This window comes from Pareuzebyella sediminis, assembly GCF_008367235.1.
Classification (GTDB): Bacteria; Bacteroidota; Bacteroidia; order Flavobacteriales; family Flavobacteriaceae; genus Pareuzebyella; species Pareuzebyella sediminis.
In genome coordinates, this window is sequence record NZ_VTZS01000004.1 from 62,224 (window position 1) to 87,054 (window position 24,831).

Annotated in this window: 17 protein-coding genes; 9 read left to right on the forward strand and 8 right to left on the reverse strand. The window is 43.4% G+C overall.

The features are described 5' to 3' along the window. Window positions 1–90 precede the first annotated feature (90 nt). On the forward strand, window positions 91–567 hold the full coding sequence (locus F2B13_RS14450; RefSeq protein WP_149304517.1) for a Dps family protein: 477 nt from the start codon (window positions 91–93) through the stop codon (window positions 565–567). Window positions 568–722: 155 nt separating this feature from the next. On the opposite strand, the gene F2B13_RS14455 is transcribed toward F2B13_RS14450, so the two are convergent. Genes F2B13_RS14455 through F2B13_RS14465 form a run of 3 tightly spaced genes read right to left on the reverse strand, consistent with a single transcriptional unit; the run spans window position 723 to window position 1,603 of the window. After that, on the reverse strand, window positions 723–920 hold the full coding sequence (locus F2B13_RS14455; RefSeq protein ID WP_149276494.1) for a hypothetical protein: 198 nt from the start codon (window positions 918–920) through the stop codon (window positions 723–725). A 2-nt stretch (window positions 921–922) separates the two neighbouring features. Beyond that, window positions 923–1,270, reverse strand: a complete 348-nt coding sequence (locus F2B13_RS14460) for a hypothetical protein (RefSeq protein WP_149276495.1) — start codon at window positions 1,268–1,270, stop codon at window positions 923–925. Further along, window positions 1,271–1,603, reverse strand: a complete 333-nt coding sequence (locus tag F2B13_RS14465) for a YtxH domain-containing protein (RefSeq protein ID WP_149276496.1) — start codon at window positions 1,601–1,603, stop codon at window positions 1,271–1,273. It abuts the gene before it with no gap. Between the two features lie 207 nt (window positions 1,604–1,810). Between F2B13_RS14465 and F2B13_RS20510 the strand changes: the two genes are divergently transcribed. The 3 genes from F2B13_RS20510 to F2B13_RS14475 all read left to right on the forward strand — a co-directional run bounded on the left by F2B13_RS20510 (window position 1,811) and on the right by F2B13_RS14475 (window position 7,207). Further along, a complete protein-coding gene (locus tag F2B13_RS20510) occupies window positions 1,811–1,978 on the forward strand; it encodes a hypothetical protein (RefSeq protein ID WP_198439838.1) in 168 nt (55 codons plus the stop codon). Between the two features lie 48 nt (window positions 1,979–2,026). Then, complete coding sequence (locus F2B13_RS14470) at window positions 2,027–5,761, forward strand: metallophosphoesterase (RefSeq protein ID WP_232625245.1); 3,735 nt, start codon at window positions 2,027–2,029, stop codon at window positions 5,759–5,761. A 180-nt stretch (window positions 5,762–5,941) separates the two neighbouring features. After that, a complete protein-coding gene (locus F2B13_RS14475; protein ID WP_149304518.1) occupies window positions 5,942–7,207 on the forward strand; it encodes a PQQ-dependent sugar dehydrogenase in 1,266 nt (421 codons plus the stop codon). A 30-nt stretch (window positions 7,208–7,237) separates the two neighbouring features. Here the strand turns inward: F2B13_RS14475 and F2B13_RS14480 are convergent, their stop codons facing one another. After that, window positions 7,238–8,431, reverse strand: coding sequence for a fumarylacetoacetate hydrolase family protein (locus F2B13_RS14480; protein ID WP_149304519.1), 1,194 nt, complete (start codon window positions 8,429–8,431; stop codon window positions 7,238–7,240). Between the two features lie 228 nt (window positions 8,432–8,659). Here F2B13_RS14480 and F2B13_RS14485 point away from each other — a divergent pair, with 228 nt between their 5' ends. From F2B13_RS14485 to F2B13_RS14500, 4 genes are all read left to right on the forward strand, one after another. Next, on the forward strand, window positions 8,660–11,926 hold the full coding sequence (locus F2B13_RS14485) for a DUF1553 domain-containing protein (RefSeq protein WP_198440138.1): 3,267 nt from the start codon (window positions 8,660–8,662) through the stop codon (window positions 11,924–11,926). A gap of 10 nt (window positions 11,927–11,936) precedes the next feature. After that, window positions 11,937–13,415 (forward strand): DUF1501 domain-containing protein, encoded by a 1,479-nt coding sequence (locus F2B13_RS14490; protein WP_149304520.1) that lies wholly within the window; start codon window positions 11,937–11,939, stop codon window positions 13,413–13,415. Between the two features lie 114 nt (window positions 13,416–13,529). Continuing rightward, the gene (locus tag F2B13_RS14495) at window positions 13,530–15,263 is read left to right on the forward strand and encodes an IlvD/Edd family dehydratase (RefSeq protein WP_149304521.1); all 1,734 of its coding nucleotides are present in this window, start codon (window positions 13,530–13,532) and stop codon (window positions 15,261–15,263) included. A 10-nt stretch (window positions 15,264–15,273) separates the two neighbouring features. Beyond that, on the forward strand, window positions 15,274–16,608 hold the full coding sequence (locus F2B13_RS14500) for a GntP family permease (protein WP_149304522.1): 1,335 nt from the start codon (window positions 15,274–15,276) through the stop codon (window positions 16,606–16,608). A gap of 46 nt (window positions 16,609–16,654) precedes the next feature. Here F2B13_RS14500 and F2B13_RS14505 read toward each other — a convergent pair whose 3' ends face one another. The 4 genes from F2B13_RS14505 to F2B13_RS14520 form a co-directional block, all read right to left on the reverse strand. Further along, a complete protein-coding gene (locus tag F2B13_RS14505; RefSeq protein ID WP_149276503.1) occupies window positions 16,655–17,878 on the reverse strand; it encodes a nucleoside permease in 1,224 nt (407 codons plus the stop codon). Window positions 17,879–17,949: 71 nt separating this feature from the next. After that, window positions 17,950–19,326, reverse strand: a complete 1,377-nt coding sequence (locus tag F2B13_RS14510; RefSeq protein ID WP_149304523.1) for a DUF2231 domain-containing protein — start codon at window positions 19,324–19,326, stop codon at window positions 17,950–17,952. A 141-nt stretch (window positions 19,327–19,467) separates the two neighbouring features. Further along, window positions 19,468–20,406, reverse strand: coding sequence for a ThuA domain-containing protein (locus tag F2B13_RS14515; protein ID WP_232625246.1), 939 nt, complete (start codon window positions 20,404–20,406; stop codon window positions 19,468–19,470). Window positions 20,407–20,418: 12 nt separating this feature from the next. Then, a complete protein-coding gene (locus F2B13_RS14520; protein ID WP_149276506.1) occupies window positions 20,419–21,438 on the reverse strand; it encodes a LacI family DNA-binding transcriptional regulator in 1,020 nt (339 codons plus the stop codon). 249 nt (window positions 21,439–21,687) lie between these two features. On the opposite strand from F2B13_RS14520, the gene F2B13_RS14525 reads away from it, so the two are divergent. Then, complete coding sequence (locus F2B13_RS14525; protein WP_198440139.1) at window positions 21,688–24,819, forward strand: SusC/RagA family TonB-linked outer membrane protein; 3,132 nt, start codon at window positions 21,688–21,690, stop codon at window positions 24,817–24,819. Window positions 24,820–24,831 lie beyond the last annotated feature (12 nt).

Here is a 24,831-nt window from a genome sequence, read left to right on the forward strand (position 1 = left end):
GGTCAAGATCCAAGAGAATTAAGGTAAGAGGGAATCGAATAGGGTGCTAATTTTGTATTTTGATTGTATAACCTTTTCAAATTACAGCATATGAGTTATTTAGATGTCGATTCGAATAAGATCAAACCCATCATAGACGAGCTTAATATTCTATTGGCCGACTATAACATTTATTATCAGAATCTCCGAGGTTTTCATTGGAATGTCATGGGTAAGAATTTTTTTGACCTACATAACAAATTCGAGGAACTGTATACTGACGCCCGTATAAAAATCGATGAGATTGCAGAGCGCATACTTACATTGAGGCATAGCCCAGAAAGTAAGTTTTCTGATTATTTTAATCTAGCCAATGTAAAAGAGGCCGGTTCGTTGATTCCTGATGTGGAAATGGTTACCCTTGTGCTTAAAGATCATGAATATATTTTAAAACTAATGGGAAGAGTAGTGAAAATGGCCGAGGAGGCAGGTGATGAAGGCACCATTGATTTAATGGGAGGCTACATCGGCGATTTGGAAAAGGTGAGTTGGATGCTGGACGCCTGGGGTAAAGATTCAAGGAATTAATAAAAGTAATCTTAGGCCCTGTAGCTTTGTTACAGGGTTTTTTGGTTTGGTCGAGATTCATATTACGACCGTGTTTTTAAATTGGCACGATGAATGAACCTATATACTTTAGGGGAGTTAGCGGTTGTTTTATGCTTCTCCTTTATTAAGAAAACTTATCTGAAAATCTTTTTAATGAGATATAAAATTCCATATTTCTTCACAAACGACAAGACCGTACTCAACCAGCTGTTAGGGCTTAAGTCTTGTTTGACCTCATGTTTTAGACCTTTAAATTCTTCCATGGCAATTTTACGCTCGAGATTAAGTCGTTTAAGGTCGTATTCTATTTGTTCAAAATTTTCGTACGCCATGATCAATCGAAGAATTTAATTGACAACTTACGTACTACGTAATTGTCGATACGTTTTCTTAAAAAGTAGATGATAACAGTTGCGACCAAAAGAATACCGCCTACCACTATGCAAGCCAGTATGAGGCTTCCGAAAACATCGGAAAGATATAGGGTCCCCCCAACTAAAAAGAAAAGAAGACCCAAAAAGGCTAAACTACACATGATTGCCATTTTGAATAGCATACCGGTAGTTAACGCCAACTGCTGAAAAACTTTCAGCTTGTAATATTCTTGGGTCTTCTTATAAAGTTGTTCACCTACGTCAACAGCTTTGTTCGAAGTCTCGTTTAAGGATTCGAATACGCTCATTTAAGACGTTTTCTGCAATTTCTTGTTTTTAGCTTTAAGCTCGGCCAATTTGCCTTCTAGGGTAGAGATGACATCCTCGGTCTTATAACTGACATCTGACACCAAAGATTCCGCCCTAGCTTCTAAAGATTCTTTTTGGGTAGCGACACTACTTGCGACTCTATCTCGAAGATCCACGGCAGATTCCGCCAATTGGTCTCTGGTCGCCGCCGCTTGGTCGGCAATTTTTCTTCTTGTTACTTCACCTTTGTCAGGGGCATACAAAATTCCTAAGGCTGCACCTATGGCAGAGCCTACTATTGCTGCTAAGAGGGTATTTCCACTATCGCTCATATTATTTACTATTTAGTTTTGATTTTATACATGCACGATGACTTTCATCATGGTTTCTACAAATTTACCGAATTTTGTCCAGTCTATTGACTCAAACAGGGGAATTATTGACGGGAACACCTTACTCCATTAGCGTCAATGTTTTTGGTGAACGAATTAACAGCACATTTGCGATATACCTATTTTTATAGTCACTAAAAAAAACCAATGAAACAAGGAGAAGAAAATACTGAATTTGTAAAAGAACCTGAAAAAGAAACCCCTAAATTCATTTTTCAAAAAAATAGAAAAACAAAAATCGGTTTTATTATCATTGTAGCTTTTCTAGTTTTAATTACGTTAGGCCTTATACTGTCGGGCACCATGTTCAATTGAGCTTCCATGATTGATCCACAATATTTTAACTACAATGAAAAACAATAGATGAATCTTAGCATACATCTCTTAAAGCGATCGTATTTGAGAAAAACACTCCTGATCATAGGGGTGTTTCTTTTTGTTTCTTGCGCAACGTTTAAAGCGCAAAAAAGCATGCTTCCCATGACAGATGAGGTGAAAAAAGAAATTTCCTATTCCTTTTTCATCGCAGGGGGTTTAGGTAATGGAGAAGATACCTCGAATGTAAACTTGTTGAAGAGGCTTTCCGCTCAACTTGAAGAGGCTCCGAAGAACAGTACCATCATATTTACGGGAGACAACATTAGCAAGGAAGAGGAAAATGCATGGCCTAAAGATAGTATGCTGATCGATCAGCAGCTTAGGTTGGTCGAGAATTTTAAGGGTAAGACCATTTTTCTTCCAGGGAACAATGAATGGAAGAGCTATCGGTTGGACGATATGGAAAAAGTAGAAGATTATTTGAAGGAAAGCGATCTGGAAAATATTGAGGTTTTTCCCGAAAATGGCTGCCCCATCGAACATAGAGTCATCAACGATCAACTCGATTTGATCGTAATAGATTCGAAATGGTTCGTGGCCAATTGGTCCCGTCTTGAAGACATCAACAAAAAATGCACCGATATTGTCACCCGAAGAAGGTTCATGGAAGAATTGGAAGGCTACATCGGCGACGGTCAGGGTAAGAATATTGTGATTGCCATGCACCATCCGGTATTCAGTAACGGCGTTTATGCTGGAAATTCTACCTTTAAGGATCATCTTGCCCCTGTGCCCATATATGGTACCCTCCGTCATTCGGTTATGGATTTGGCGGCATTCAATCCCGAGCATCTGAATTCCAGAAGATATAATTATCTCCGCATAGCAGTAAGTGCTTTGGCGCAGGCCAACGATCGTATTACCCTGGTGTCGGGCCATGAAGAAAACCTTCAATATCTGACCGGTGGCGGGGTGCATCAGGTCATTAGTGGTTCTTTGGGAAGTAAAAGTGCCACTAAACTCGGTGAGGATCGTATTACCGCTATTGGAGGGGCGTTGGAGTATGAAGGGAAGTATGCCTATGGAGAGAAGGGTTTTGCGAGGCTTGACTATTTCGTCGACGGCAGTTCTTCGGTAACTTTTTTTGCAGAATCCGATAAGCCTGTCATGACGACCTTTGCGGTCTTGCCCGAACTTGAACAACCTAAATCAAATGGCCCCTTACCTCAATTGAAAGGTCTCAAGAAGACGGTCGAAATTCTAGACGACCCTGAAGCGTATGAGAAAAGTGAATTTTATAAATTTCTTTGGGGGGAAAGGTATCGAAAATATTATGGCATGCCGGTAGCCGCACCAATCGTTAAATTGGATACCCTTTATGGCGGATTAAAGATTACGAAGGAAGGTGGGGGCCACCAATCTTTTTCACTGCGATTGGCCGATAAGGATGGTAAGGAATACGCAATGAGGTCGCTTAGAAAAAGTGCGCTTAAATTTCTGAAATTCAAGCTGCCGGGCATTTCCTATAATACCGAGGATTATCGGGACACCTGGGCCGAAGAGGTGATTTCAGATTTTTTTACAACGGCCCATCCTTTTATGCAATTGGTTATCGATCCGTTGGCGAAGGCTGTAGATGTCAATCATTCCGACACGGAACTTTTTTATGTGCCCAAACAGGAGCAAATGGGCCAATACAATGAGGCGTACGGCGATGAACTTTATTTTATAGAAAGGCGCCCCTCGGAAGAACAGTTGAACTATAAAGGATATCGCAGAACCATTACCGAAGACACGGGAAACGTAACGGACTATGAGAGTACGACCGACATGCTCGAGAAAATAAAAAGCGATGAGGCGTATACCGTTGATGAGCGGAATTTTATTCGTGCTAGGGTCTTCGATATGTTGATTGGTGATTGGGACCGTCACCAAGACCAATGGCGATGGATAGAATACGAAAGTGAGGACGGAGACAAAGAGTTCATGCCCGTGCCAAGAGACCGTGATAATGCATTCCCGCGCTTCGATGGCAATGCTATGAAGTTTATTAAGCTCTTCGTACCCAATGCCCGGCGCTGGCAAACTTTTGATGCCGACATCGACAATGTAAAATGGCTAAATATAGGAGGTAATAAGTTAGATAGGGCGCTACTCATTGCCCATGGGCCTCGGGCCTGGAGAGAAGAAGCGCTCATAATCCAAGAAAAAATAACCCCTGAAATTATCGACCAAGCCTTTTTGCGGTTGCCGGAGGAAGTGCAAGATGCTACTGCGGAAGACCTAAAAAAAAGCATAGTGGCACGCTTGAAAATACTACCGGAGAAAGCAGAGGAGTATGGCCGATATCTTAATAAGATAGTAGCGATTCCGGGAACTGAAAAAGATGATGCCTTCGAAGTCTATAGGCTTGACAATGGGCAGACGAAGGTTGTGGTGAAACGCATATTGACAGATGAAAAAGACGAAGTAATGTACGAACGCACCTTTACTGATGATCAGACCCGGGAAATATGGTTGTATGGTCTAGGTGACGATGACGTATTTAAGGTGTATGGCGATAAGAAGGGCACCACACGTTTGAAACTGATTGGAGGGTATGGGGAAGATACTTTTGTGGTCGAGAATAAAACGAGGGTCAAGGTATTCGATTGGGAACATGAAAAGATTCATTTTGAGGGTATGGAGCCCCGCATACAGCTAAGCGATAACTATACCACAAACTCCTATCATTGGCGCTATTTTCAGCCCAATACCAATATTTTGGCACCGACCATGGGCTTTAGAACAGACGATGGACTTTTCGTGGGAGTCTCCAATACCTATACTGAAAAAGGCCTTAATGGGAATGATTTTAGGCAAAGACACCAATTGAAGGCCCAATATTATTTTGCTTTCAAGGCCTTTGAACTTCAATATGCCGGGGTTTTTGGTAACATAATGCCGAATTGGAACTTTGAAATCGATGGGTATTACACCAACGATCGCTATGCTAGGAATTTCTTCGGGTATGGGAATAACTCCCTCAATGAGGAGGATCGTTTAGGTCGGGATTATTATCGCGCCCGGCTACAACAATTTAAGGCGAGTGCCGGTTTGGCCTACCACACGTTAAAAATTAAAGGCCTTTTTGAATCCTTTAGATTAAATAAGAGCCCCGATCGCTTTTTCAACTCCAATAATTTAGGTCCTGAGGTGTTCGAAAGCCAGTACTACACGGGCGCTGAGATTTATGGATACTACGATAACGATGATGCGGAAGATTTTCCTTCAAAATCGATTTACATCGGCCTAAGTGCCGGCTATAAATTTAATATCAATATATCCGACAATAAATTTGGCTATGCCTCCCTCAAGCTGGGCTTCAACCGTAAGCTTATAAATTCAGGTGCATTGGTATTAGGCTCAACTGCCGAATACAAAACCTTGGTAGGTGTTAACGAGATCTTTTTCTACCATATGCCTACGATAGGCGGAGATAATGGGCTACGCGGTTTTAGGGATGAGCGCTTTACGGGAAATTCGTATTTCTATCAGAGTTCTGATCTGAAACTGCGCCTTAAGCGATATGTGACCGCCGTATCGCCAGTGACCATCGGTGTTTTTGCCGGCTTTGACTATGGAAGGGTTTGGCATCCCGATCAAAGTTCGGGACAATGGCAAACTTCTCAGGGGGGCGGCCTTTGGATAAGTAGCCTAAAAGCATTGACCTTTAAAATCGGTTATTTCAACTCCAAGGAAAATAATATGGTTCAGGTACGGTTTGGAATTCCCTTTTAGATTTTGCCCTCAGAGCTTCATAGTTGCCAAAGCCAATTTGAATGTTTTGATCGCTTAGTTTTCCCGAAAATCTTAATCCGTATCAAGTATTTGATGAAAATTTCTGTTTTGAGCGTGGTTAAGTTCCTTTTTAATGGTTATAAATACTACCTTTGAGGCTGACCAAACTAGATTTTATTTATGATAACTTCATGCTTACGGCAAAAGGTAGCCTTACTGCTTCTTGTCTTCTCAACACTTCTGTGCTATCAATGTAAAACCGAAACCAAGAGTTCGGTGAAAACCGTAAACAATACGACAGATATTATTGTTCCTGAAGGCTTTTCGGTCGAAATTATCGGGGATAGTCTTGGAGCCCTAAGGCATATGGCAGTTTCTAACAATGGGGATATTTATGTGAACCGTTCGGTACTTAAGGATGATAAGGCCATTCTTGTATTAAAAGATACCGATGATGACGGCCGAATAGATGAAACGCAGCAATTTTTCAATGAACCTGGCACAGGAATTCTAATTAATAAAGGGTATTTGTACGCCTCATCCAACTCAGCCGTGTATCGTTATAAGCTCGACCAGAATGAAGAAGTAATCGATACCGAAAATCCTGAAAAAATTGTAGATGGCCTAATTGACAAAGGGCGTGACAATGCGAAACCCTTTGCAATAGACGGTAATTCGAACCTGTATGTGACCGTAGGCTCATGGAACGATGCCTGTAGGGATGAGGAGTCTGGCAAAGGGATGGTACCTTGTACCATTCTTGATTCTGCCGGGGGTATTTGGAAGTTCAAAGCAAACAAGCTTGGCCAAACATTTTCCGATGGCACGCGATATGCAACGGGAATCAAGAATGCCGTTGCCATAGCATGGAACTCCCAAAATAACTCCCTATTTTCCGCAGTTCATGGGAGAGGAGGGCTACATAATTTTTACCCTGAGTTGTATACGGCCCAGCAGAATGACGAATTGCCCGCCGAAACGTTGTATGAGCTGAAAGAGAACGATGATGCGGGATGGCCTTACATTTATTACGATCAATCCAAGCATCAAAAAATACTGTCCCCGGAGTACGGGGGTGATGGTGAAAAAACGGGAGGCGAAGATGCTATCGACCCTGTAATGGCTTTTCCTGCGCACCTAGGCCCCAATGACCTTCTTTTCTATACCGGTACTATGTTTCCCGAGAAATATAAAAATGGGGCCTTTATTGCTTTTCACAACAAATCACCGGAACTCCAAAAAGGTTTCTTCGTAGCTTTTGTGCCTTTTGAAGCGGGTAAACCAAAAGGCGATTGGGAAATTTTCGCGGATAATTTTGCCGGTATTGACTTGGCAAATCCCGAAGGTCCGTTGCAGCACCGACCCTGTGGGCTTGCACAAGGTCCCGATGGGGCACTTTATGTCTGTGATGATTTAGGCGGCACGATTTTTAAAATAAGCTATTAATAGGGAAGCTGGACTTCATTTCAAGGTTGACTAGCTTCTTTTCAAAAGAAAATCGAGGAGCGATCCGATTCCGAATTCCCATTTTGGAATCTTATCGCAGGTATTGACCCAATTGATAAGCGTACCTAAATGTTGGGTGCTTATCTTGACTTGGTCACCGACTTTGTGGGTAAAGCCTTCCCCTTCTTTAACCCGGTCTTCCGAAGGGGCGAACATAGTACCCAAAAAAAGCACAATACCATCGGGGTATTGATGGTTGTCCCCAACCACTTGAGCAACGAGATCCTCGGGCGATCGGCTTATTTCCCTCATTTTATTGGCGCCTTTGGAGGTAAAACCGTCGGTACCTTGCATAGAAAGTTCGACTTCACAATTTTTAACGTCCTCAAGTGTAAAGGTTTCATCAAACAATCGAAAGAGTGGGCCGATGGCGCAAGACCCGTTTTGGTCTTTTGCTTCCCCGAGTAAAAGGGCACTTCGCCCTTCATAATCACGAAGGTTGACATCGTTGCCTAAAGTGGCGCCGACGATATTTCCCTTAGCCGTAACGGCCAGTACGATTTCAGGTTCAGGGTTGTTCCATTTTGAGCTTTCAAGTACCCCGATCTGGGCGCCGAAACCGATAGCGGAAAGTGGTTGGGCCTTCGTAAAGACCTCGGCATCTTTTCCGATACCGACTTCAAGATATTGTGACCAAATTCCTTTGGCCTGAAAATCCTTTTTAAGTTTCTCGGTCTCCGGAGACCCAGCGACGACTTTGCTCAAATCGTTGCCAAGGGAATCATAAATCGATTTTCGAATGGCATGTGCGGTTTGTGCATCGCCTTTGGCCTTTTCTTCGATGACCCGTTCCAACAGGCTTTTAATGAAGGTGACTCCACAAGCCTTGATAGATTGAATATCGTTGGGAGCTATAAAATAGGGAGACTCTTGTTTTTGATGAAAATACAGGGAGTTTTTCAGGATTTCTTCGAGATTACCGAGCTCAGGAAGGTTTTTAAGCTGCCGAAGTGCCTGAACCGGTGCTTTCGTATTCAATAACTGGCTGGTGGTACTAAAATATTGCGAAAGGTCGTACACCTTTCCTTTTTTGACAAGCACCACATGCGGGCCTGCTATGCCTTTATAGGCTTGTTTTTTAGATACCATACACCTTCCGATCCAGGTACCTTCGTCGGCTAATTGGGGTACAATTTCTTCTAAATTTATAGGTTGCTGCTCCATAGGGTCGGATTCATTTTACGATTTGAGCTTTGAAATAACGGCAATTTCGGGCAACTTCAAAATTTTTCGAACCAATTCGATAATTTTAGTCAATTCGCTTTGATAAGGGCAAAAATAAATCGCCCTAGCCCGCCTTGCGTTCGGATTGTTTTTTGAGGCACGAGGTTTTGGCTCCTTCAAGGGAACGATTGATATTTACTTCAAAGCCGCCATACGAATAGTAAAAAAATGGATGTATATTTAATGGTTATGAAATCTGCGTTGATAGATCAGATAAAAATGGGCGTTGCATTTTGTGGTCTTTTTATGGCTATAGGATGCGGTTGGGAGGCTCCGCCAGAACTACGGGAGGCTATGACCGATGTGCCCGATGCAATCGATTTTAATTACCATGTGAAGCCTATTTTATCCGATAAGTGTTTCGCCTGTCACGGCCCTGATGAAGCCAGTCGAAAAGCGGGACTTCGCCTTGATATTGCTGAGAATGCTTATAAGGCAATAGAAGCGACGGGCCATCACGCCATTGTGGCCGGTAAGCCGGACCAGAGCGAACTGGTGGCACGTATACTTTCGGATGACCCCGAAACCAAAATGCCACCTCCGGAGTTCAAAGTAGATATGACCCTTAAGGAAAAAGCCATTTTAGCAAAATGGGTCGCACAAGGTGCGATCTATAAACCGCACTGGGCGTACATAAAACCTGAGAAGAAGGTAGTGCCCGAGGTGGCCTCTACTAAATGGGCGAAAAATGAAATCGATTATTTCGTACTAAAAAAGTTAGAAGAACAAAGGTTAAAGCCTTCCGAGCGTGCATCTAAGGAGGCTTTGATCCGGAGATTGAGTTTTGATGTGACGGGTCTGCCACCCACCTTACAAGAAATCGAAGCTTATCTTTCAGACAATTCAGTGGATGCCTATGAAAAAATCGTGGATCGGCTAATGGCTTCGCCAGCCTACGGGGAGCGCATGGCGGCCGATTGGATGGATGTAGCACGATATGCAGATAGCGATGGCTATTTAGACGACAAGCACCGCGATTTTAGCCCATATCGCGATTGGGTCATAAAGACCTTTAATGAAAATATGCCTTACGACCAATTCGTTACTTGGCAATTGGCAGGAGACCTTATCGAAAATGCTACCCAAGAAAGCCGTTTGGCTACTGCCTTTAACCGATTGCACAAAAGGAACTCTGAAGCGGGCATCGTCTTCGAAGAATACCGGGTAGAATATGTTGCCGACAGAACCCTATCCCTAGGGAAAGCCTTTTTGGGCCTAAGCGTAGAATGCGCAAGATGCCATGACCATAAATACGATGCCATCAGTCAAAAGGACTATTATGAACTATTTGCCTTTTTTAATAGTACGAACGAGTTGGGAAGTGCCGTGTACGGCCCTGGCCAAGTTCCGGGTCCATCACTTTTACTGACCAATGATGAGCAAGACAAAGTGCTGGCCTATATCGATTCAAATATTGATCGTGCCAAAAAAGAGCTGGCCACCGTTGAGGGTAATGCACATCGTAATTCCGAATTTGGAAATTCGAAAGCTGACGTAGTGAAGAGGGAACTGCAGGAGCGTATGAATACGGGACTGGTTGCCCAATTCCATTTTGATCGGTTCCGTTCTCAGGGAACGAACCTTTTTCACACCCCTGATCGGGTAGGCAAGCCCTCTTTGGTCAAGGAACCCGTACTAAAGAAAAGAAACCAGGGGAATGCGGTTTTCTTCAACGACTATACGGCGATCAGCTTACCGGAAAAAGTGGGATGGTTCGATCAGACAGATCCTTTCACGATTTCCTTGGATGTCTATCCCGGTAAGAACTATGAGGATTCGGCCGTTTTTACGCATTGTGAGGGTATCCGTTTGGGGCTAAAGGGGTATTCAGGTTATTTGGAGAATGGTCATTTTAAATTTGTCATCGCGCGTTCTTGGCCTACCAATGCCCTTCAGGTCCGTACCAAATCGCCTATTCCGATTAAAGAATGGAGCTCGCTTACGGTTTCCTACGATGGTCTCGGTAAGGCCTCGGGCATACATGTTTATTTGAATGGGAAGGAAGTGCCGGTAACCATTGAGATAGATAACCTGTACAAGTCCATATTATTTGAAAAAAACGAGCATAATTATGCTTTTCTTGGCTTTACCATGGGGTATCGTGACAAGTTCAAGACCTTGAAGGATGGAGGTATCGATAACCTAAGTATTTACGAAAGGGCTTTATCTCCTTTGGAGATCTTGTATCACGTTGATCCCGATGGTGCAATAGACAAGATTGAGCAGGGGCAACTTTCCGATTACCTCGAAGATTTTCACAACGCGGGCATGAATTCAAAGGCAGCAAAGGTCAAGGAGGAAATACGTGAACTTCGACGTAAAAAACACACTGCCCTAGAACCTGTAAAGGAAATTATGGTGCTAGGTGATTTAGAGGAACCCAGGCCCACTTACATTCTTGATCGGGGTATGTACGATGCACCGAGTGAGCAGGTTTGGCCCGATGTTCCTGAAGCCATATTTCCCTTTGACAAAAACCTTCCTAAAAATAGGCTGGGATTGTCAAAATGGTTGATGGATAGAAACAATCCCTTGACGGCTCGCGTATTCGTAAACCGATTGTGGCAAATGTATTTTGGCCGGGGTCTTGTTGAGACTTCCGACGATTTTGGAAGTCAGGGCAGCTTACCCTCGCACCCTGATTTGTTAGATTGGCTTGCCGTAGATTTCATGGATTCGGGATGGGACATAAAACACCTTCAAAAGCAAATTGTCATGTCCGCGACCTACCAACAAAGTTCTGAAATAAGGGAAGAGTTGCAACAAATCGATAGCGATAACGTGTTATTGGCACGAGGTCCGATCAAAAGAATGTCGGCGGAAATGGTACGTGACAATGCCTTGGCCATAAGTGGGCTACTGTCTCCTAAAATCGGGGGCCCAAGCCAGTACCCTTACCAACCTGAAGGCCTTTGGGATGAAATCAGCAATAAATCATGGCGGTACCGTTACAAGCAAGAACCTGGGGAGGGACTTTACCGAAGGAGTCTCTATACCATCTGGAAAAGATCCTCCGCACCTCCTTCGATGATGATTTTTGATGCCGGCGATCGTAGTGTTTGTAGCGTAAAGCGAAGACAGACCAGTACCCCGCTGCAGGCCTTGGTGCTGCTTAACGACCCACAATACATTGAGGCCTCCTATGTATTGGCCGAAAATTTAATCCATTCACAGAAAGAGAGTCGACATGAACTGTTGCAAAAAGCATTTCAAATATGCACCGGGCGAGCGCCCCAATCCGATGAACTTAAAGTATTGTTCAAGTTTTTCGAAGCAGAGCATGCTAGGTTCGAGGCCCAAAAAGAGGCGGCCTTAGCATATCTGAATATGGGGGAGACGAAGATAAAGGAAGATTCAGACCCGATTCAGGTGGCCGCACTGGCTACGGTCATCAATGGAATAATGAATACATCAGAAGGATATACAATTAGATAAAAGTAAGACGATGGACGATTCAAATGGGCAGAAAAAATTTGAGGAAACCAGACGTGGGTTTTTAAAGAGGGCTTCGTTAGGTTTTGGTTCTTTGGCACTATCGAGCCTATTAGTACCTTCGACCTCATGGGCAGGTGGAGCTTTTTCTTCAAAAAGAACGGTTTTGCCCAATGGCACCGGAGGCATTTTAAACGGCACCCATTTTCCCGCAAAAGCCAAACGCATTATTTACTTATTTCAAAGTGGGGGTCCATCGCAAATTGAAACTTTTGATTACAAGCCCGGCCTAGAAAAATGGCATGGCAAAGAGATTCCCGATTCGATTCGGGGTACCCAGCGAAATTCGGGTATGGTTACCGCGCAGTCTACCTTTCCATTGGTGCAGTCTATTTTCGATTTTAAACAACACGGCCAGTCCGGGGCATGGGTAAGTGAGCTTTTTCCCTATACGGCCAAGGTTGTAGACGACTTGTGCATCATAAAATCGATGTATACCGAGGCTATAAATCACGAGCCCGCCGTTATGTTCGTTCAGACCGGAAGCCAACTGAGCGGCCGACCATCTATCGGATCTTGGCTGAGTTACGGGTTGGGTAGTGATAATAAAGACCTTCCAAATTTTGTGGTCATGGTATCCAAGGGAGGCGGGGCGCAGCCCTTGAACTCTTCGGCCTGGGGAAACGGATTTTTGCCTTCACATCATCAAGGTGTTCAGTTCCGATCGGGCAAAGATCCTGTACTTTATTTAAACAATCCCCATGGTGTGAATGATCACGACCGGCGAAGGGCACTTGATTACATTGCCGATCTGAACGACCATCAGTATGATATCTGGAAAGATCCAGAGATTCAGAGTAAGATCAATCAATATGAAATGGCCTATCGTATGCAAAACTCGGTTCCCGATGCCGTCGATACTTCCGAGGAACCGGACTATATTTATAAACTCTACGGGGAAGACGCCCGTATTCCGGGAACTTACGCGGCCAATTGCTTACAGGCAAGGCGACTCGCCCAAAAAGATGTGAAGTTTATACAATTGTATCATATGGGGTGGGATCAACATGGCGGGCTACCGGCAGGTATCAAGCGACAGGCCCTTGGTACTGATCAGGCTACCGCCGGTTTAATAACAGATTTAAAACAAAGAGGACTTTTAGAGGATACCTTGGTCATTTGGGGCGGAGAATTCGGTCGCACGAGTTTTTCGCAAGGCAGGTTGACCGCTGAAAATTATGGTCGAGACCACCATCCAGGTTGTTTTACCATGTGGATGGCGGGCGCAGGGGTCAAACCGGGCATGATCTATGGAGAAACCGATGAATTCAGTTATAATGTAGCCAGCAATGGGGTTCACGTGCATGACTTTCAAGCCACCTTACTACACTTATTAGGTATCGACCACGAGCGGCTTACCTTCAAACATCAGGGTAGAAGATACCGGTTGACCGATGTACATGGCCATGTCATAAAAGATATACTAGCCTGATCGATGTTCACGCCCATAATTTTTATAAAGCTTCTTTGATCGTTTCTAGAAATGCCTACTTTAGTAAATGTGATTAGTAATTAAATAAATAAGTATATTTAAAAGTAGAATAGTATGAGCGAAAAGACCAAAAAAGAGAACCTACGAAGCCAATCATGGTTTAATCCTCCTGATGCCAAATCGGGCTTTATACATCGGTCTTGGATGCGGAACCAAGGTCTTCCAAACGATTATTTTGAAGGGAGACCCGTTATCGGCATCTGTAATACTTGGTCTGAGCTTACTCCCTGTAATGCGCACTTGCGTGATTTTGCCGAATTTGTAAAAAAGGGCGTTCTGGAAGCCGGAGGGGTTCCTTTTGAGTTTCCGGTGACAAGCCTTGGTGAAATCTTGATGCGACCAACGGCCATGCTTTTTCGAAATTTGGCCAGTATGGATACAGAGGAAACCATAAGGGCAAATCCCATGGACGGTGTGGTGCTGCTCACGGGTTGCGATAAAACGACTCCATCGACCCTAATGGGTGCCTGTAGTGTGGATTTGCCAACCATTGTAGTGCCGGGTGGCCCCATGCTCAATGGTAAATATAAGGGAGAGCGTATAGGGTCTGGCACCTTCGTGTGGCAATTGAAAGATAAAATAAAGAACGAAGGATTTACCCATGAAGACCAGATTGTCGCCGAAATCTGTAGTGCCAGAAGTGCCGGTCATTGTATGACCATGGGTACAGCCTCGACCATGGCCTGTATGGTCGAATCGTTGGGTTTAACATTGCCGGGTGCAGCGGCCATTCCGGCCGTTGATTCCCGAAAGAAGGTGATGGCACAGCTTTCTGGGAGACGTATCGTTGAAATGGTAAAGGAAGACCTCAAACTTTCCACAATCTTGACCCGTAAAGCTTTTGAAAATGCCATCAAGGTCAATGCGGCTATCGGAGGGTCGACCAATTTTATCATACATCTTACGGCCATTGCAGGTCGCATCGGGGTCAAACTCGATTTGAAGGATTTCGACACCTTGGGCAGTAAGATTCCTTTATTGGTGAATCTCATGCCTTCGGGTAAATTCTTGATGGAGGACTTCTTCGACGCCGGGGGGTTACCCGTAGTTATCAAACAGATGAAGGATCATTTGCATAATGATGCCTTAACTGTAAACGGTAAGCCCATAGGAGCGAACAATGAGATGGCAGAATGCTACAACGACGAAGTCATAGCCACATTGGGCAAACCTTTTTTGGAGGAGGCCGGTATTGCCGTACTCTATGGTAATCTTTGTGAGGATGGCGCGGTGATAAAACCTTCTGCTGCCACTCCAGAATTGATGACACACAAAGGAAAGGCCGTGGTTTTTGAAAATATCGAAGATTGTATCGCCAACATCAATGACCCCGATCTTGATATAGATGGAAGTAGTGTGATCGTTTTAAAGGGAGTTGGCCCTAAAGGATATCCCGGTATGCCCGAGGTGGGCAATATCGAAATACCCGATAAGCTAATAACCAAAGGAATAAAGGATATGGTTCGTATTTCAGATGGGCGTATGAGCGGTACCGCATACGGAACGGTTGTGCTGCACGTTTCTCCTGAATCTACGGTAGGAGGATTACTGGCTTTGGTGCAGACCGGAGATATGATTGTACTTGATGTGCCCAACCGAAAATTACATCTTGATGTAGATGATGCCGAACTCAAAAAACGAAAAGATGCATGGGTGCCACCTCAACGCCATATGGAAAGAGGGTATGTCAGCCTTTACGAAAAAACGGTACAGCAGGCACACCTAGGGGCCGATTTAGACTTTTTGGTCGGTAAATCGAGTTCAGAGGTAACAAGAGATGCACATTAAATAATCAACCATGATACTTATTCTTCTATTGCTCAGTGTGGCCTTAATTGTTGTATTAACGGCTAAACTGAATGTACATCCCTTTTTGGCACTGTTATGCGCTTCTTTTTTCTTCGCACTTTTTTCGGGAATGCCATTTGATACTATTTTGACCTCGATTGAAGAGGGCTTTGGAGGGACTCTAGGCAAAATAGGCCTTGTCATTCTCTTAGGCGTGATTATCGGGGCATTTCTAGAAAATACAGGGGGTGCTTATAAAATGGCTGAGGTGGTGCTACGGATAATTGGAAGAAAGAGGGTTCACGCGGCTATGGCCATTATTGGCTATATCGTATCGATCCCCGTTTTTGCCGATAGCGGATTTATCATCTTGAATCCTTTGAACAAATCGTTGTCTAAAAAAGCAAAACTTTCGGTGGCAGGAACAGGAGTAGCCCTAATTCTGGGGTTGATGCTTACCCACGTTTTGGTGCCACCAACACCCGGCCCTATTGCCGCTGCAGGTATTCTTGGGGCAGATATAGGTCTGGTCATGGTCTTGGGAGTCTTGGTCAGTGCGGCAGGTTTGGTCGTGGCAATAATCTATTCCAAAAGGGTGGCCGGCAAGGTATATATCGATCCTAATCCCGAATTTTCGGATGCTGAGATTGAGGATAAAATTCAAAAAGCACCAAGTGCCTTCAAATCATTTTTACCCATTTTAGTGCCGATCTTATTGATTGTTGGAAAGTCTGTGGTAGAGTTTACTATTCTAGAAGAAGGGGAAGGGTCTTGGTGGATGGATATCATCGCTTTCATCGGATCTCCGGTAATCGCATTGATCATCGGGATGTTATTGGCATTTTTACTGCCTAAAAAATTTGACAAGGCCGTGCTGACAGAATCGGGATGGGTCGGAAAGGCATTGTTAAGTGCTTCTACCATTCTGCTAATTACGGGCGCTGGAGGTATTTTTGGAAAAATATTACAGAATTCGGGTATAGGCACCATCATGGCCGATATGTTGGCGGGCGTGAGCTTAGGTATTTGGCTTCCCTTTATTCTGACCGCAGCGATAAAAACGGCACAGGGCTCATCTACAGTGGCTTTGATTACTGCTGCTTCCATCATGGCTCCCCTGATGGCGTCAATGGGTATTGAAACCGAACTCCAAAAGGCACTGTTGGTAATTGCTATTGGCGCAGGTGCCATGGTAGTTTCACATGCTAACGATAGTGGATTTTGGGTAGTTACGCAATTGACAGGTATGGATACAAAGACAGGGTATCGCCTCTATACCCTCGGCACCCTGATCGTTGGGGTATTTTGTGCGTTTTTGGTTTTCCTTATTTCACTGTTTGTATAATCTCCTTCCATACGTTGTATCGATAAGGGAAAGCGAAAGAAATGGATTATTCTTTGTACTCGATTTCTTCGTTTTTGAAAGCAAAGCCGAAAATGGCGAAAACTATAATGGCGAACACTGCCGGAAACAACCAGATAGTCTTCCAATCATGGGCATTGCCTATGACATTGAGGTCGGTAACTATGCCTACAATATAGTAACCAACGAGCATACCAATACCATAGGTCGCCAAGGTAATAAGTCCTTGGGCTGAACTCTTGATACGTGGCCCTGCCTTACTGTCTGTATAAATCTGTCCCGACACGAAGAAAAAGTCGTAGCAGACACCATGTAAAAAAATACCGATCAAAAGCATAAAAAATAGCTCGTTTACATCGCTAAATGCAAAAAGGGTATACCGTAGTGCCCAAGCTAGCATTCCTATCGCAATGGTTACTTTAAAACCATATCTTTTAAAGAAAAATGGGATGGCAAGCATGAACAATACTTCTGAAAATTGACCGATCGAGGCCCAGGCCGTAGAGTTTTCAACTCCCGACTCGGTCAAGAATGGACTCAAATTTTGATAATAGAAGGCCAGCGGTATACAAATCAGTATAGAGGACACAAAAAAGACCAAAAAATTACGGTCTTTGAGAAGCCCTAAGGCGTCTAGGCCCAGTATTTCAAAAAGACTCACCTTTTCCTCTTTTGCTGAAGGCGGGGTCTTTGGCAGCGTAAAACTGAAAACACCCAAAATTAACGAGGCTATTGCGGTCATGAGAAAGGTCTGGGACAAGGCGCCGGAAGCAATGTTGGCCATGGAGTCCCAGCCAAAGGCAAAACTGATGAGCAGACCGGCCACGATCCAGCCTATTGTGCCCCATACCCGAATGAATGGAAAGTCTTTGGAAGGGTCTTTCATCTGCCTAAAGGATACGGAGTTGACCAAAGCCAGAGTGGGCATGTACCCGATCATATAACCAAGCAGATAAGGGTAGAAGACCAAGAAGTCCGTAGCCAGCGACATCTGGTACATTAAAAAGGCGCCGATCAAATGAAGTACGCCCAAGATACGCTCGGCATTAAAGAAACGGTCTGCAATAAGACCAACGATAAAAGGGGCAATAATAGCGCCCCACGATTGTGTTGAATAGGCCGTTGCCGCTTCTGCGCCTGTGGCTGAAAGGTTACTGCCCAAGAAGGTACCCATAGTTACGAACCAACTGCCCCAAATGAAAAATTCAAGAAACATCATTACCGAGAGCTGAAGACGTACTATGATTTTCATAAATTGTATTTTAAAGTATTGGCGGGTATAAGCTACGATTTAATTTTGTTCAAGACTATAGGGGTTGGCCATTATTTGCTGAAGGATGCAATAACCACTGACAGATGACCGCCCTCTTTGTTCAGCGCCTCGGCTTTTTCAAGGGTGACTTTCGTTTCCGATAGATAGACCCTTTTAAGCTCCGGTAATTGTTTTAAAATGGGAAGAGAAGCGTCTGAGACTTCAGAGCCATACAGATTTAACGCTTCCAAATGGGGGAGCCCCTTGAGATGACGGAGGCCCTCATCTGAAACCTCGGTCTTATCCAATTCTAACCTGGTAAGATTGGTAAAATTTGATAGGTTTTCAAGCCAATCGTCTTCAATGTTGGTGTCGGTGAGGGTGAGCCAGGTAATGTGTTGTCTTGCCGGAATAAGGGCTTTTATTTTCTCGGCAGTAAGGTCATGCCCCGAATAGCTCACATCAAGTAAGGGATTTTCTCCGCCCAAACCCTTAACCGTGAACCCTTGGTCTTCTAATTTAACAATTTGTGTGCTGTCTACAGGTTCAATCTGAACCTTCTCGTACCAAGGCCGTGGCCGAGTATCAAGACCGAACCGCCTTAGCAACAGCGGCTTCATATCTTCGGGCACATCGATTTCCGCTACATTTTTTTCAAAAGAGGCTCCTTGATCAATCCACCACGCTATCGTCTTGATTTCATCGTAAGTCAAAACATTGTTGGTCGGAGGCATAAACTTGATACTCGTTTGCGGTAGTGTAATCCTCCTAAATAGTTCGCTATCGGCAGCACTTCCTGCCACCAAAATAGCCTCTCCATCACCCCCTAATTGAAGTGAATCTGGGTGGCTCAGGTTGAGGTTACCACGCTTTATCTCATTATTATGGCATGCCACACATTTTACGTCGAGAATGGGTGCAATGAGTTGTGAATAGACTGCGACCGAATCCGGATTGTTAAAAGACCGAACCGCTGATGAATCTTTTTTGGAGCTAAAGAGGTTTTGAACCGGTGCTGGGGCAAATTCCATCAGATAGCCCTCCCCATGTGTTAAATTTCCCCCTTTATGACCTTCGATAGCGAGTAGCAAGATCAAAGCGAGGTTGAAACCCATATGCAATGAACGTGGAAATTTTCTTGGTTTTCTTTTGATCCACCAGCCCAGGAATGTAATGGGTACCAAAGCGATACCTATCCAACGATGCCAAAAAAGGTTTTGTTCCTCGTAAAGTCCGGTTTCACCTAAATACCATCCGCACAAAGCGGCCACAAAAGCAGCAAACCCTCCTATTAGCCATGCTATGGATACCAACTGGCTTGGTTTTTCCTTTTTTGTAAGTCCCTCCCACCATTCCAGCAAAATGGCCAGTAGAATGAAGCCAATGGGAAGATGAACGAATAGGGGGTGGAAACGGCCGATAAAGGTCGTCAATTCCAATGCAATCATGTTTGGCGGTTTAATCTCTTTAAATGTAATAAATATAGAGTCGTAAAACCATCAAAAAAAGAGAATCCTAAATTTAACGCCATCAATATTTGTAAATGTTATTAAGTTTTAGAGGCCCTTTTAGAAAGATAGGACACCCTATTAGTTTGGTCTTTTGCTGGCCGGCAACGGGCTGTCATCGGCTTTCAGATCTCCTGTCACATATTGCAGGCCGTCAACTATAAATTGAAGGAACTCAGGATTTTCCATGATTTGTGCATTGTGCGATGGAGAAGTATAAAAGACCCGACCTTTGCCATAACGTTTGATCCATGAGACATAGGTTATGGGGCTTTTTGGTTTTTCCTTTGTTCCTTCAAGGGTGCCTGTATCAATGTAGAGAAGGGGGTGAAAATCATACTCGAAGTAAGCATTTTTAAAAAAATAGGGCTCGTCAACATGGGTGAACCCATTTCCATCGAATGCCTGTACCAAGGGGTGTTCTGAATCGACTTCTTTGACATGCATCCGCTGTTGTTTTGGGTGGTAATCGAAACTGCCTCCCGTCAATTTGCTAAATGGCATGGAATTGTTCTGCACAGTAATCGCACCATGAAGAATCATCAAACCACCACCGCCTTCGATATAATCCATAAAATTCTTTTCATACTGTTGCGCTGCTTGGGTTATAGCCGCTTCATCAAGACTGGTGTTTATGGAAAGCAAGTCGTAGAAAAGGTCTCTTTTGGGGCCTGAAGGATTGCAGTTATTGAAGACCACGGCATCGAATTTTTTCAATGTTTCTTTGTCGAAAGCCGATATATCGCGAAAGTTGGTGATTTCAAAACCGCCCGTGGTTTGGGCAAGTATCTTGAACATTTCGATATTGTGCGGTATGGTCCAATGGTAGAAACCCGTGTGTTGTGAAAACATCATAATTTTACGTACCGGTGCTTTTACCCTGATCGTCTTAGGGGCCAAGGATTCAATTTTTGAAGTCCACTCCGGCGTTATCTTGAATTCTTCAAGGCCCTGGGCATTTGCTCCGGACACGATTAAAATCAACGCCGCGGCTGATAAAAAGTAAGCTCTAATGTTCATAATTTCTGAAGTTTATTTTTTCAAAGAAGATTCCCTTATGATTAATTGGTGATTTAATAAAATTGTTTCTGCAGATTGTATATTGATGTTCCCCTTCAAATGGCTTATGATGCTTTGACCCGCCAATTTACCCATTTTGAAGCCAGGATAGTCTATAGTACTCAAATTCGGACTGATAATTTCGGAAATAGGATCGTTATTAAACCCCACGATTTTTATTTCTTCCGGTATTTTAACCCCCCTTTTTAATAGTGATCTCATGCATGCCACGGCCATAGTGTCATTGGAAACAAAGATCCCGTCAAATTTTTTCTTTGAAATTTTCAAATGTTCCAAAAATACTTTTCCGTCGTTAAGATCGAGATTGGTTTCCAACAAATTGGGGCGTTCATACTTCAACCCGTATTTGCGCAATGCTTTTTTATAGCCCTCAAAACGGTCAAGATATACATTTCGTTTTAAATTGCCACAGACGTGCAGAATGTTATTGCATCCTTGCTGAATTAAATGTTCCGTGGCATCGAATCCCGCCTGTAAATTATCAATTACAATAGTAGGACAATTTTTAAACTGTTGCACTCTGTCGAAAAACAATAAAGGAATACTTTGTTCCCTGTAGGCTTCGAAATGATCATATGTAATTGTCTCGAAGGCCAAAGAGACCATGAGAGCGTCGACCCCACTTTCAAAAAGTGTTTTAGCATTCAGTTTTTCTTTATTCTCCGATTCAAAAGACTGGCTGATAATGAGGTTATAGCCATGATCATTAGCTATTTTCTCAATGCCCGAAAGTACGGTCGACATAAAATAGGAGTTCAGTTTGGGAACAATAACCCCTATCGTATTGGATTTTTGATGACTAAGGTTGGCCGCAAATTTGTTGATTCTATATCCGACCTTTTTGGCGTGAACTACGACGCGTTCCTTCGTTTTGGAGCTGATCGAAGGATGATCGTTCAGGCTTCTGCTTACAGTGGCCGGGGAGATATTTAGAGCGTCGGCAATATCGTAGATCGTGATTTTGTTAGCCATTTTTTAATGCACTGTTCTAAGCTTCCCGCAAGTATACGCAACAAATTGCATTGTGTAAAATATTTTTTCAATACATTTTCAATTTTGATAATAATTGTATAAATAAGCGTACAATAATCTATAATAATTATAAAATTTTGGTTTTTTATTGACTATTTATTCGCAATCGGTTGCATGGATACTTTTTTTGGTTTAGGTTTGTTAACGTTTCTCTAACATAATACTGACCATATGCTAAACCACTTAATTATGAATTCATTGATGAAGACCATTCGAATTCCCAAGTCTTTACTCTTTTTACTAACGCTTATATTCATGATGCCTTTGATGGGCTTTGCCCAAGATGGTTTTACGGTTACCGGTACGGTTACCGACGAGTTCGATGCACCTTTGCCCGGTGCCTCTGTCGTAGAACAAGGTACATCCAATGGGGTGTCAACCGATTTTGATGGTAATTATTCCATTGAAGTTTCCAATCAAAATGTGGTATTGGTCATCAGTTATATCGGCTATGCGGAACAACAGATACCTGTTGCCGGTAATTCCGTTATTGATGCCTCCATGGTGCCTAGTGCTTCAACGCTTGATGAAGTGGTCTTGGTCGGGTATGGCGCGGTCAAGAAGAAAGATTTGACCGGTGCTATTTCGCAGGTCGACGCGGCGGAGCTTTCCGACCAATCTACAAACTCGGTAACCGATGTGCTACGAGGAAATGTGGCGGGGGTCAATATTGGTCTTTCGGCCGATCCAAAAGGAACAAGTCAAATACGTATTCGTGGGAATAACAGTCTTACCGCAGGTTCTAGTCCGCTTATTGTGGTAGATGGAATGATTTTTAATGGTGACCTCTCAGATATTGCACCCTCCGATATCGATAAACTTGATATCATGAAGGATGCAAGTTCCGCTGCCGTATATGGGGCCCGGGGTGCTAGTGGGGTAATTCTCATTACAACCAAAAGGGGAACAAGCGATAAACCCACAATTACTATCAATACGAGTGTAGGCTTTGCTACCGATCCTTATAAAGAACTTCCCTACAGTGCCGATGGATATGTGAATTGGAGAAGTGATGTATTTAAAAGTATAAATCCGCAAAATACGATCGACAATCCCGGAAGATATGACAATCCCGAAAACTTACCTTCCGGTGTGACCTTGGAACAATGGTTGGCCTATGACGGTTCTGCAGGAGACCCTACACGTGCTTGGTTGAACAGAATAGGATTTCAAGATGTTGAAATAGGAAATTATCTAGCAGGCCAAAGTATTGATTGGTACGACAGAATTGTTCGTACAGGTTTACGAAACGATTTGAATACCAGTATATCAGGTAGGAACGGTGGCTTGAACTACTATTGGTCCATTGGCCGAACCTCCAACGAAGGTATCTATGAAGGGGAGAAATTCGAAGCGCTTAGGTCTCGTTTGAATCTAGATGCGAAAATTAACGACTGGCTTACCGTGGGTATGAATACGCAGTTTGCCAAGCGTGACGAAGGCTTTATTCCTGCGGATCGTGGACAAATCTATACGTCTTCTCCATGGGGTTCCTTCTATGATGATGAAGGAAATGTTAGATTGAGTCCACAAGACGATAGTGGGGCAGGGGCAACGAATGCCTTTATAGATCAGATGTTCAATGATAGGGTTGATCTTGACCACACTTTTAATGGTAGGGTTTATGCCAAGGTGCAATTGCCTTTAGGCTTTTCCTATGAGCTAGGGTATACCCATCGTCTCGAGTTTAGGGAGTATTACAATCACTCTTCTTCCTTAAGTCCGGAAAATGCCGTAGGCTCGGCAGAAAGGTCGGTGACCAAAATAAACGAATGGCAGATAGATAATATCTTACGATGGGATAAAACCATCGATAAACACTCCTTTAATTTAATGTTGCTAGTATACGGTGAAAAATATAATAGCTTCTTTACGCGATCAAGGGCGAATACCTTTGAGCCAAGTGATGCTTTGGGTTACAGCGCTTTAGAGTTGGCTGCTGTACAGAGTGTGGATAGTGAAGATGAGACGAGTACTGGCGATGCCGTAATGACAAGGCTTAACTATAGTTACGACTCACGATACTTGCTGACCATTACTACCCGTAGAGATGGATATTCAGCTTTTGGACAGAATAATAAGAGAGCTTATTTTCCGTCCATTGCGGGGGCTTGGACGATTTCGAACGAAAATTTCTTTAATTCCCAATTCATCAACTTTTTGAAATTACGTCTTTCATATGGGGAGAATGGGAATAGGGATATTGGTAGATATACGGCGTTATCTCGTTTAAATGCCCAAAAATACTTGAATGTTGATTCCGGAGGTAATGTAATTACAGTTCCAACTTTTGATAACGGAACCCAAGAGAATACCGATTTAAGATGGGAGCGAACCAAGGCTACCAACCTCGGGCTAGATTTTAGTCTGGGAGGAGGAGTTGTAGAGGGTGCCATCGAAGCATATCAAAATATCACCAATGATTTGATCGTAACCCGCCAATTGCCCAATATTATCGGTTTTGATAATGTGGTCACCAACTTAGGCGAAATCGAAAACAAAGGGCTTGAGTTTACACTATCGACAAGAAATTTCAACAAAGATAATTTTCAGTGGTCTACCAACTTCAACTTTTCCATGAACCGAAACAAGATAAGAAAGCTGTATGGTGATCTCGATGAAAACGGCAATGAACTAGATGATATTACCAACCAACGTTTTATTGGTGAAGCTACAGATGTGATCTGGGGTCAGGAGGCTATTGGAATATGGCAGCAGAATGAAGCGGCCGAGGCCGCAGAATATGGAGTTTTTCCTGGGGATTGGAAAATTAGGGACGTAGATAACAGCGGTGATTTTACAGTTGAGGATAATGTCTTTCAAGGATACCGATCACCTCGATATACATGGGGTTTATCCAATAATTTTACCTTGTACAAGAATATTGATTTTTCCTTTGAAATGTATTCCAATTGGGGGCAGAAAAGAGTTTTTAACGAAGCTAAGAACCGAAACGGTTTCATCGACCGGACCAATTCGGTACAAACACCCTATTGGACCCCGGATAATCCATTGAACGATTATGCGCGTTTGTTTTCCAGTGATGGTAGCTCCAATTTCAATATTTATCGTGATGCCTCTTTTATACGTATAAGCAATGTTACATTGGCTTATCGGTTTCCAAAAAAGATGCTTGAAAAACTATCCGTTCAAAATTTAAGACTATATGCCAATGTAAGAAATGTGGCAGTATGGGCTCGAGATTGGAATTTTTATGACCCCGAACCGACCAATATTGACGGGAGAAATGCCGATGGAAATACCGATCCGAGGCAGCCCACTCCTAGATTTTTCACAGTTGGAATAGATTTAAGTCTTTAATAAAAAAAAAAG

Coding starts and splice junctions, on each gene's coding strand:
- F2B13_RS14450 (WP_149304517.1), top strand. CDS start 91: ATGAGTTATTTAGATGTCGATTCGAATAAGATCAAACCCATCATAGAC.
- F2B13_RS14500 (WP_149304522.1), top strand. CDS start 15,274: ATGATACTTATTCTTCTATTGCTCAGTGTGGCCTTAATTGTTGTATTA.
- F2B13_RS14525 (WP_198440139.1), top strand. CDS start 21,688: ATGAATTCATTGATGAAGACCATTCGAATTCCCAAGTCTTTACTCTTT.
- F2B13_RS14490 (WP_149304520.1), top strand. CDS start 11,937: ATGGACGATTCAAATGGGCAGAAAAAATTTGAGGAAACCAGACGTGGG.
- F2B13_RS14465 (WP_149276496.1), bottom strand. CDS start 1,603: ATGAGCGATAGTGGAAATACCCTCTTAGCAGCAATAGTAGGCTCTGCC.
- F2B13_RS14520 (WP_149276506.1), bottom strand. CDS start 21,438: ATGGCTAACAAAATCACGATCTACGATATTGCCGACGCTCTAAATATC.
- F2B13_RS14480 (WP_149304519.1), bottom strand. CDS start 8,431: ATGGAGCAGCAACCTATAAATTTAGAAGAAATTGTACCCCAATTAGCC.
- F2B13_RS14510 (WP_149304523.1), bottom strand. CDS start 19,326: ATGATTGCATTGGAATTGACGACCTTTATCGGCCGTTTCCACCCCCTA.
- F2B13_RS14460 (WP_149276495.1), bottom strand. CDS start 1,270: ATGAGCGTATTCGAATCCTTAAACGAGACTTCGAACAAAGCTGTTGAC.
- F2B13_RS20510 (WP_198439838.1), top strand. CDS start 1,811: ATGAAACAAGGAGAAGAAAATACTGAATTTGTAAAAGAACCTGAAAAA.
- F2B13_RS14515 (WP_232625246.1), bottom strand. CDS start 20,406: ATGAACATTAGAGCTTACTTTTTATCAGCCGCGGCGTTGATTTTAATC.
- F2B13_RS14470 (WP_232625245.1), top strand. CDS start 2,027: ATGAATCTTAGCATACATCTCTTAAAGCGATCGTATTTGAGAAAAACA.
- F2B13_RS14475 (WP_149304518.1), top strand. CDS start 5,942: ATGATAACTTCATGCTTACGGCAAAAGGTAGCCTTACTGCTTCTTGTC.
- F2B13_RS14505 (WP_149276503.1), bottom strand. CDS start 17,878: ATGAAAATCATAGTACGTCTTCAGCTCTCGGTAATGATGTTTCTTGAA.
- F2B13_RS14495 (WP_149304521.1), top strand. CDS start 13,530: ATGAGCGAAAAGACCAAAAAAGAGAACCTACGAAGCCAATCATGGTTT.
- F2B13_RS14485 (WP_198440138.1), top strand. CDS start 8,660: ATGGATGTATATTTAATGGTTATGAAATCTGCGTTGATAGATCAGATA.
- F2B13_RS14455 (WP_149276494.1), bottom strand. CDS start 920: ATGGCGTACGAAAATTTTGAACAAATAGAATACGACCTTAAACGACTT.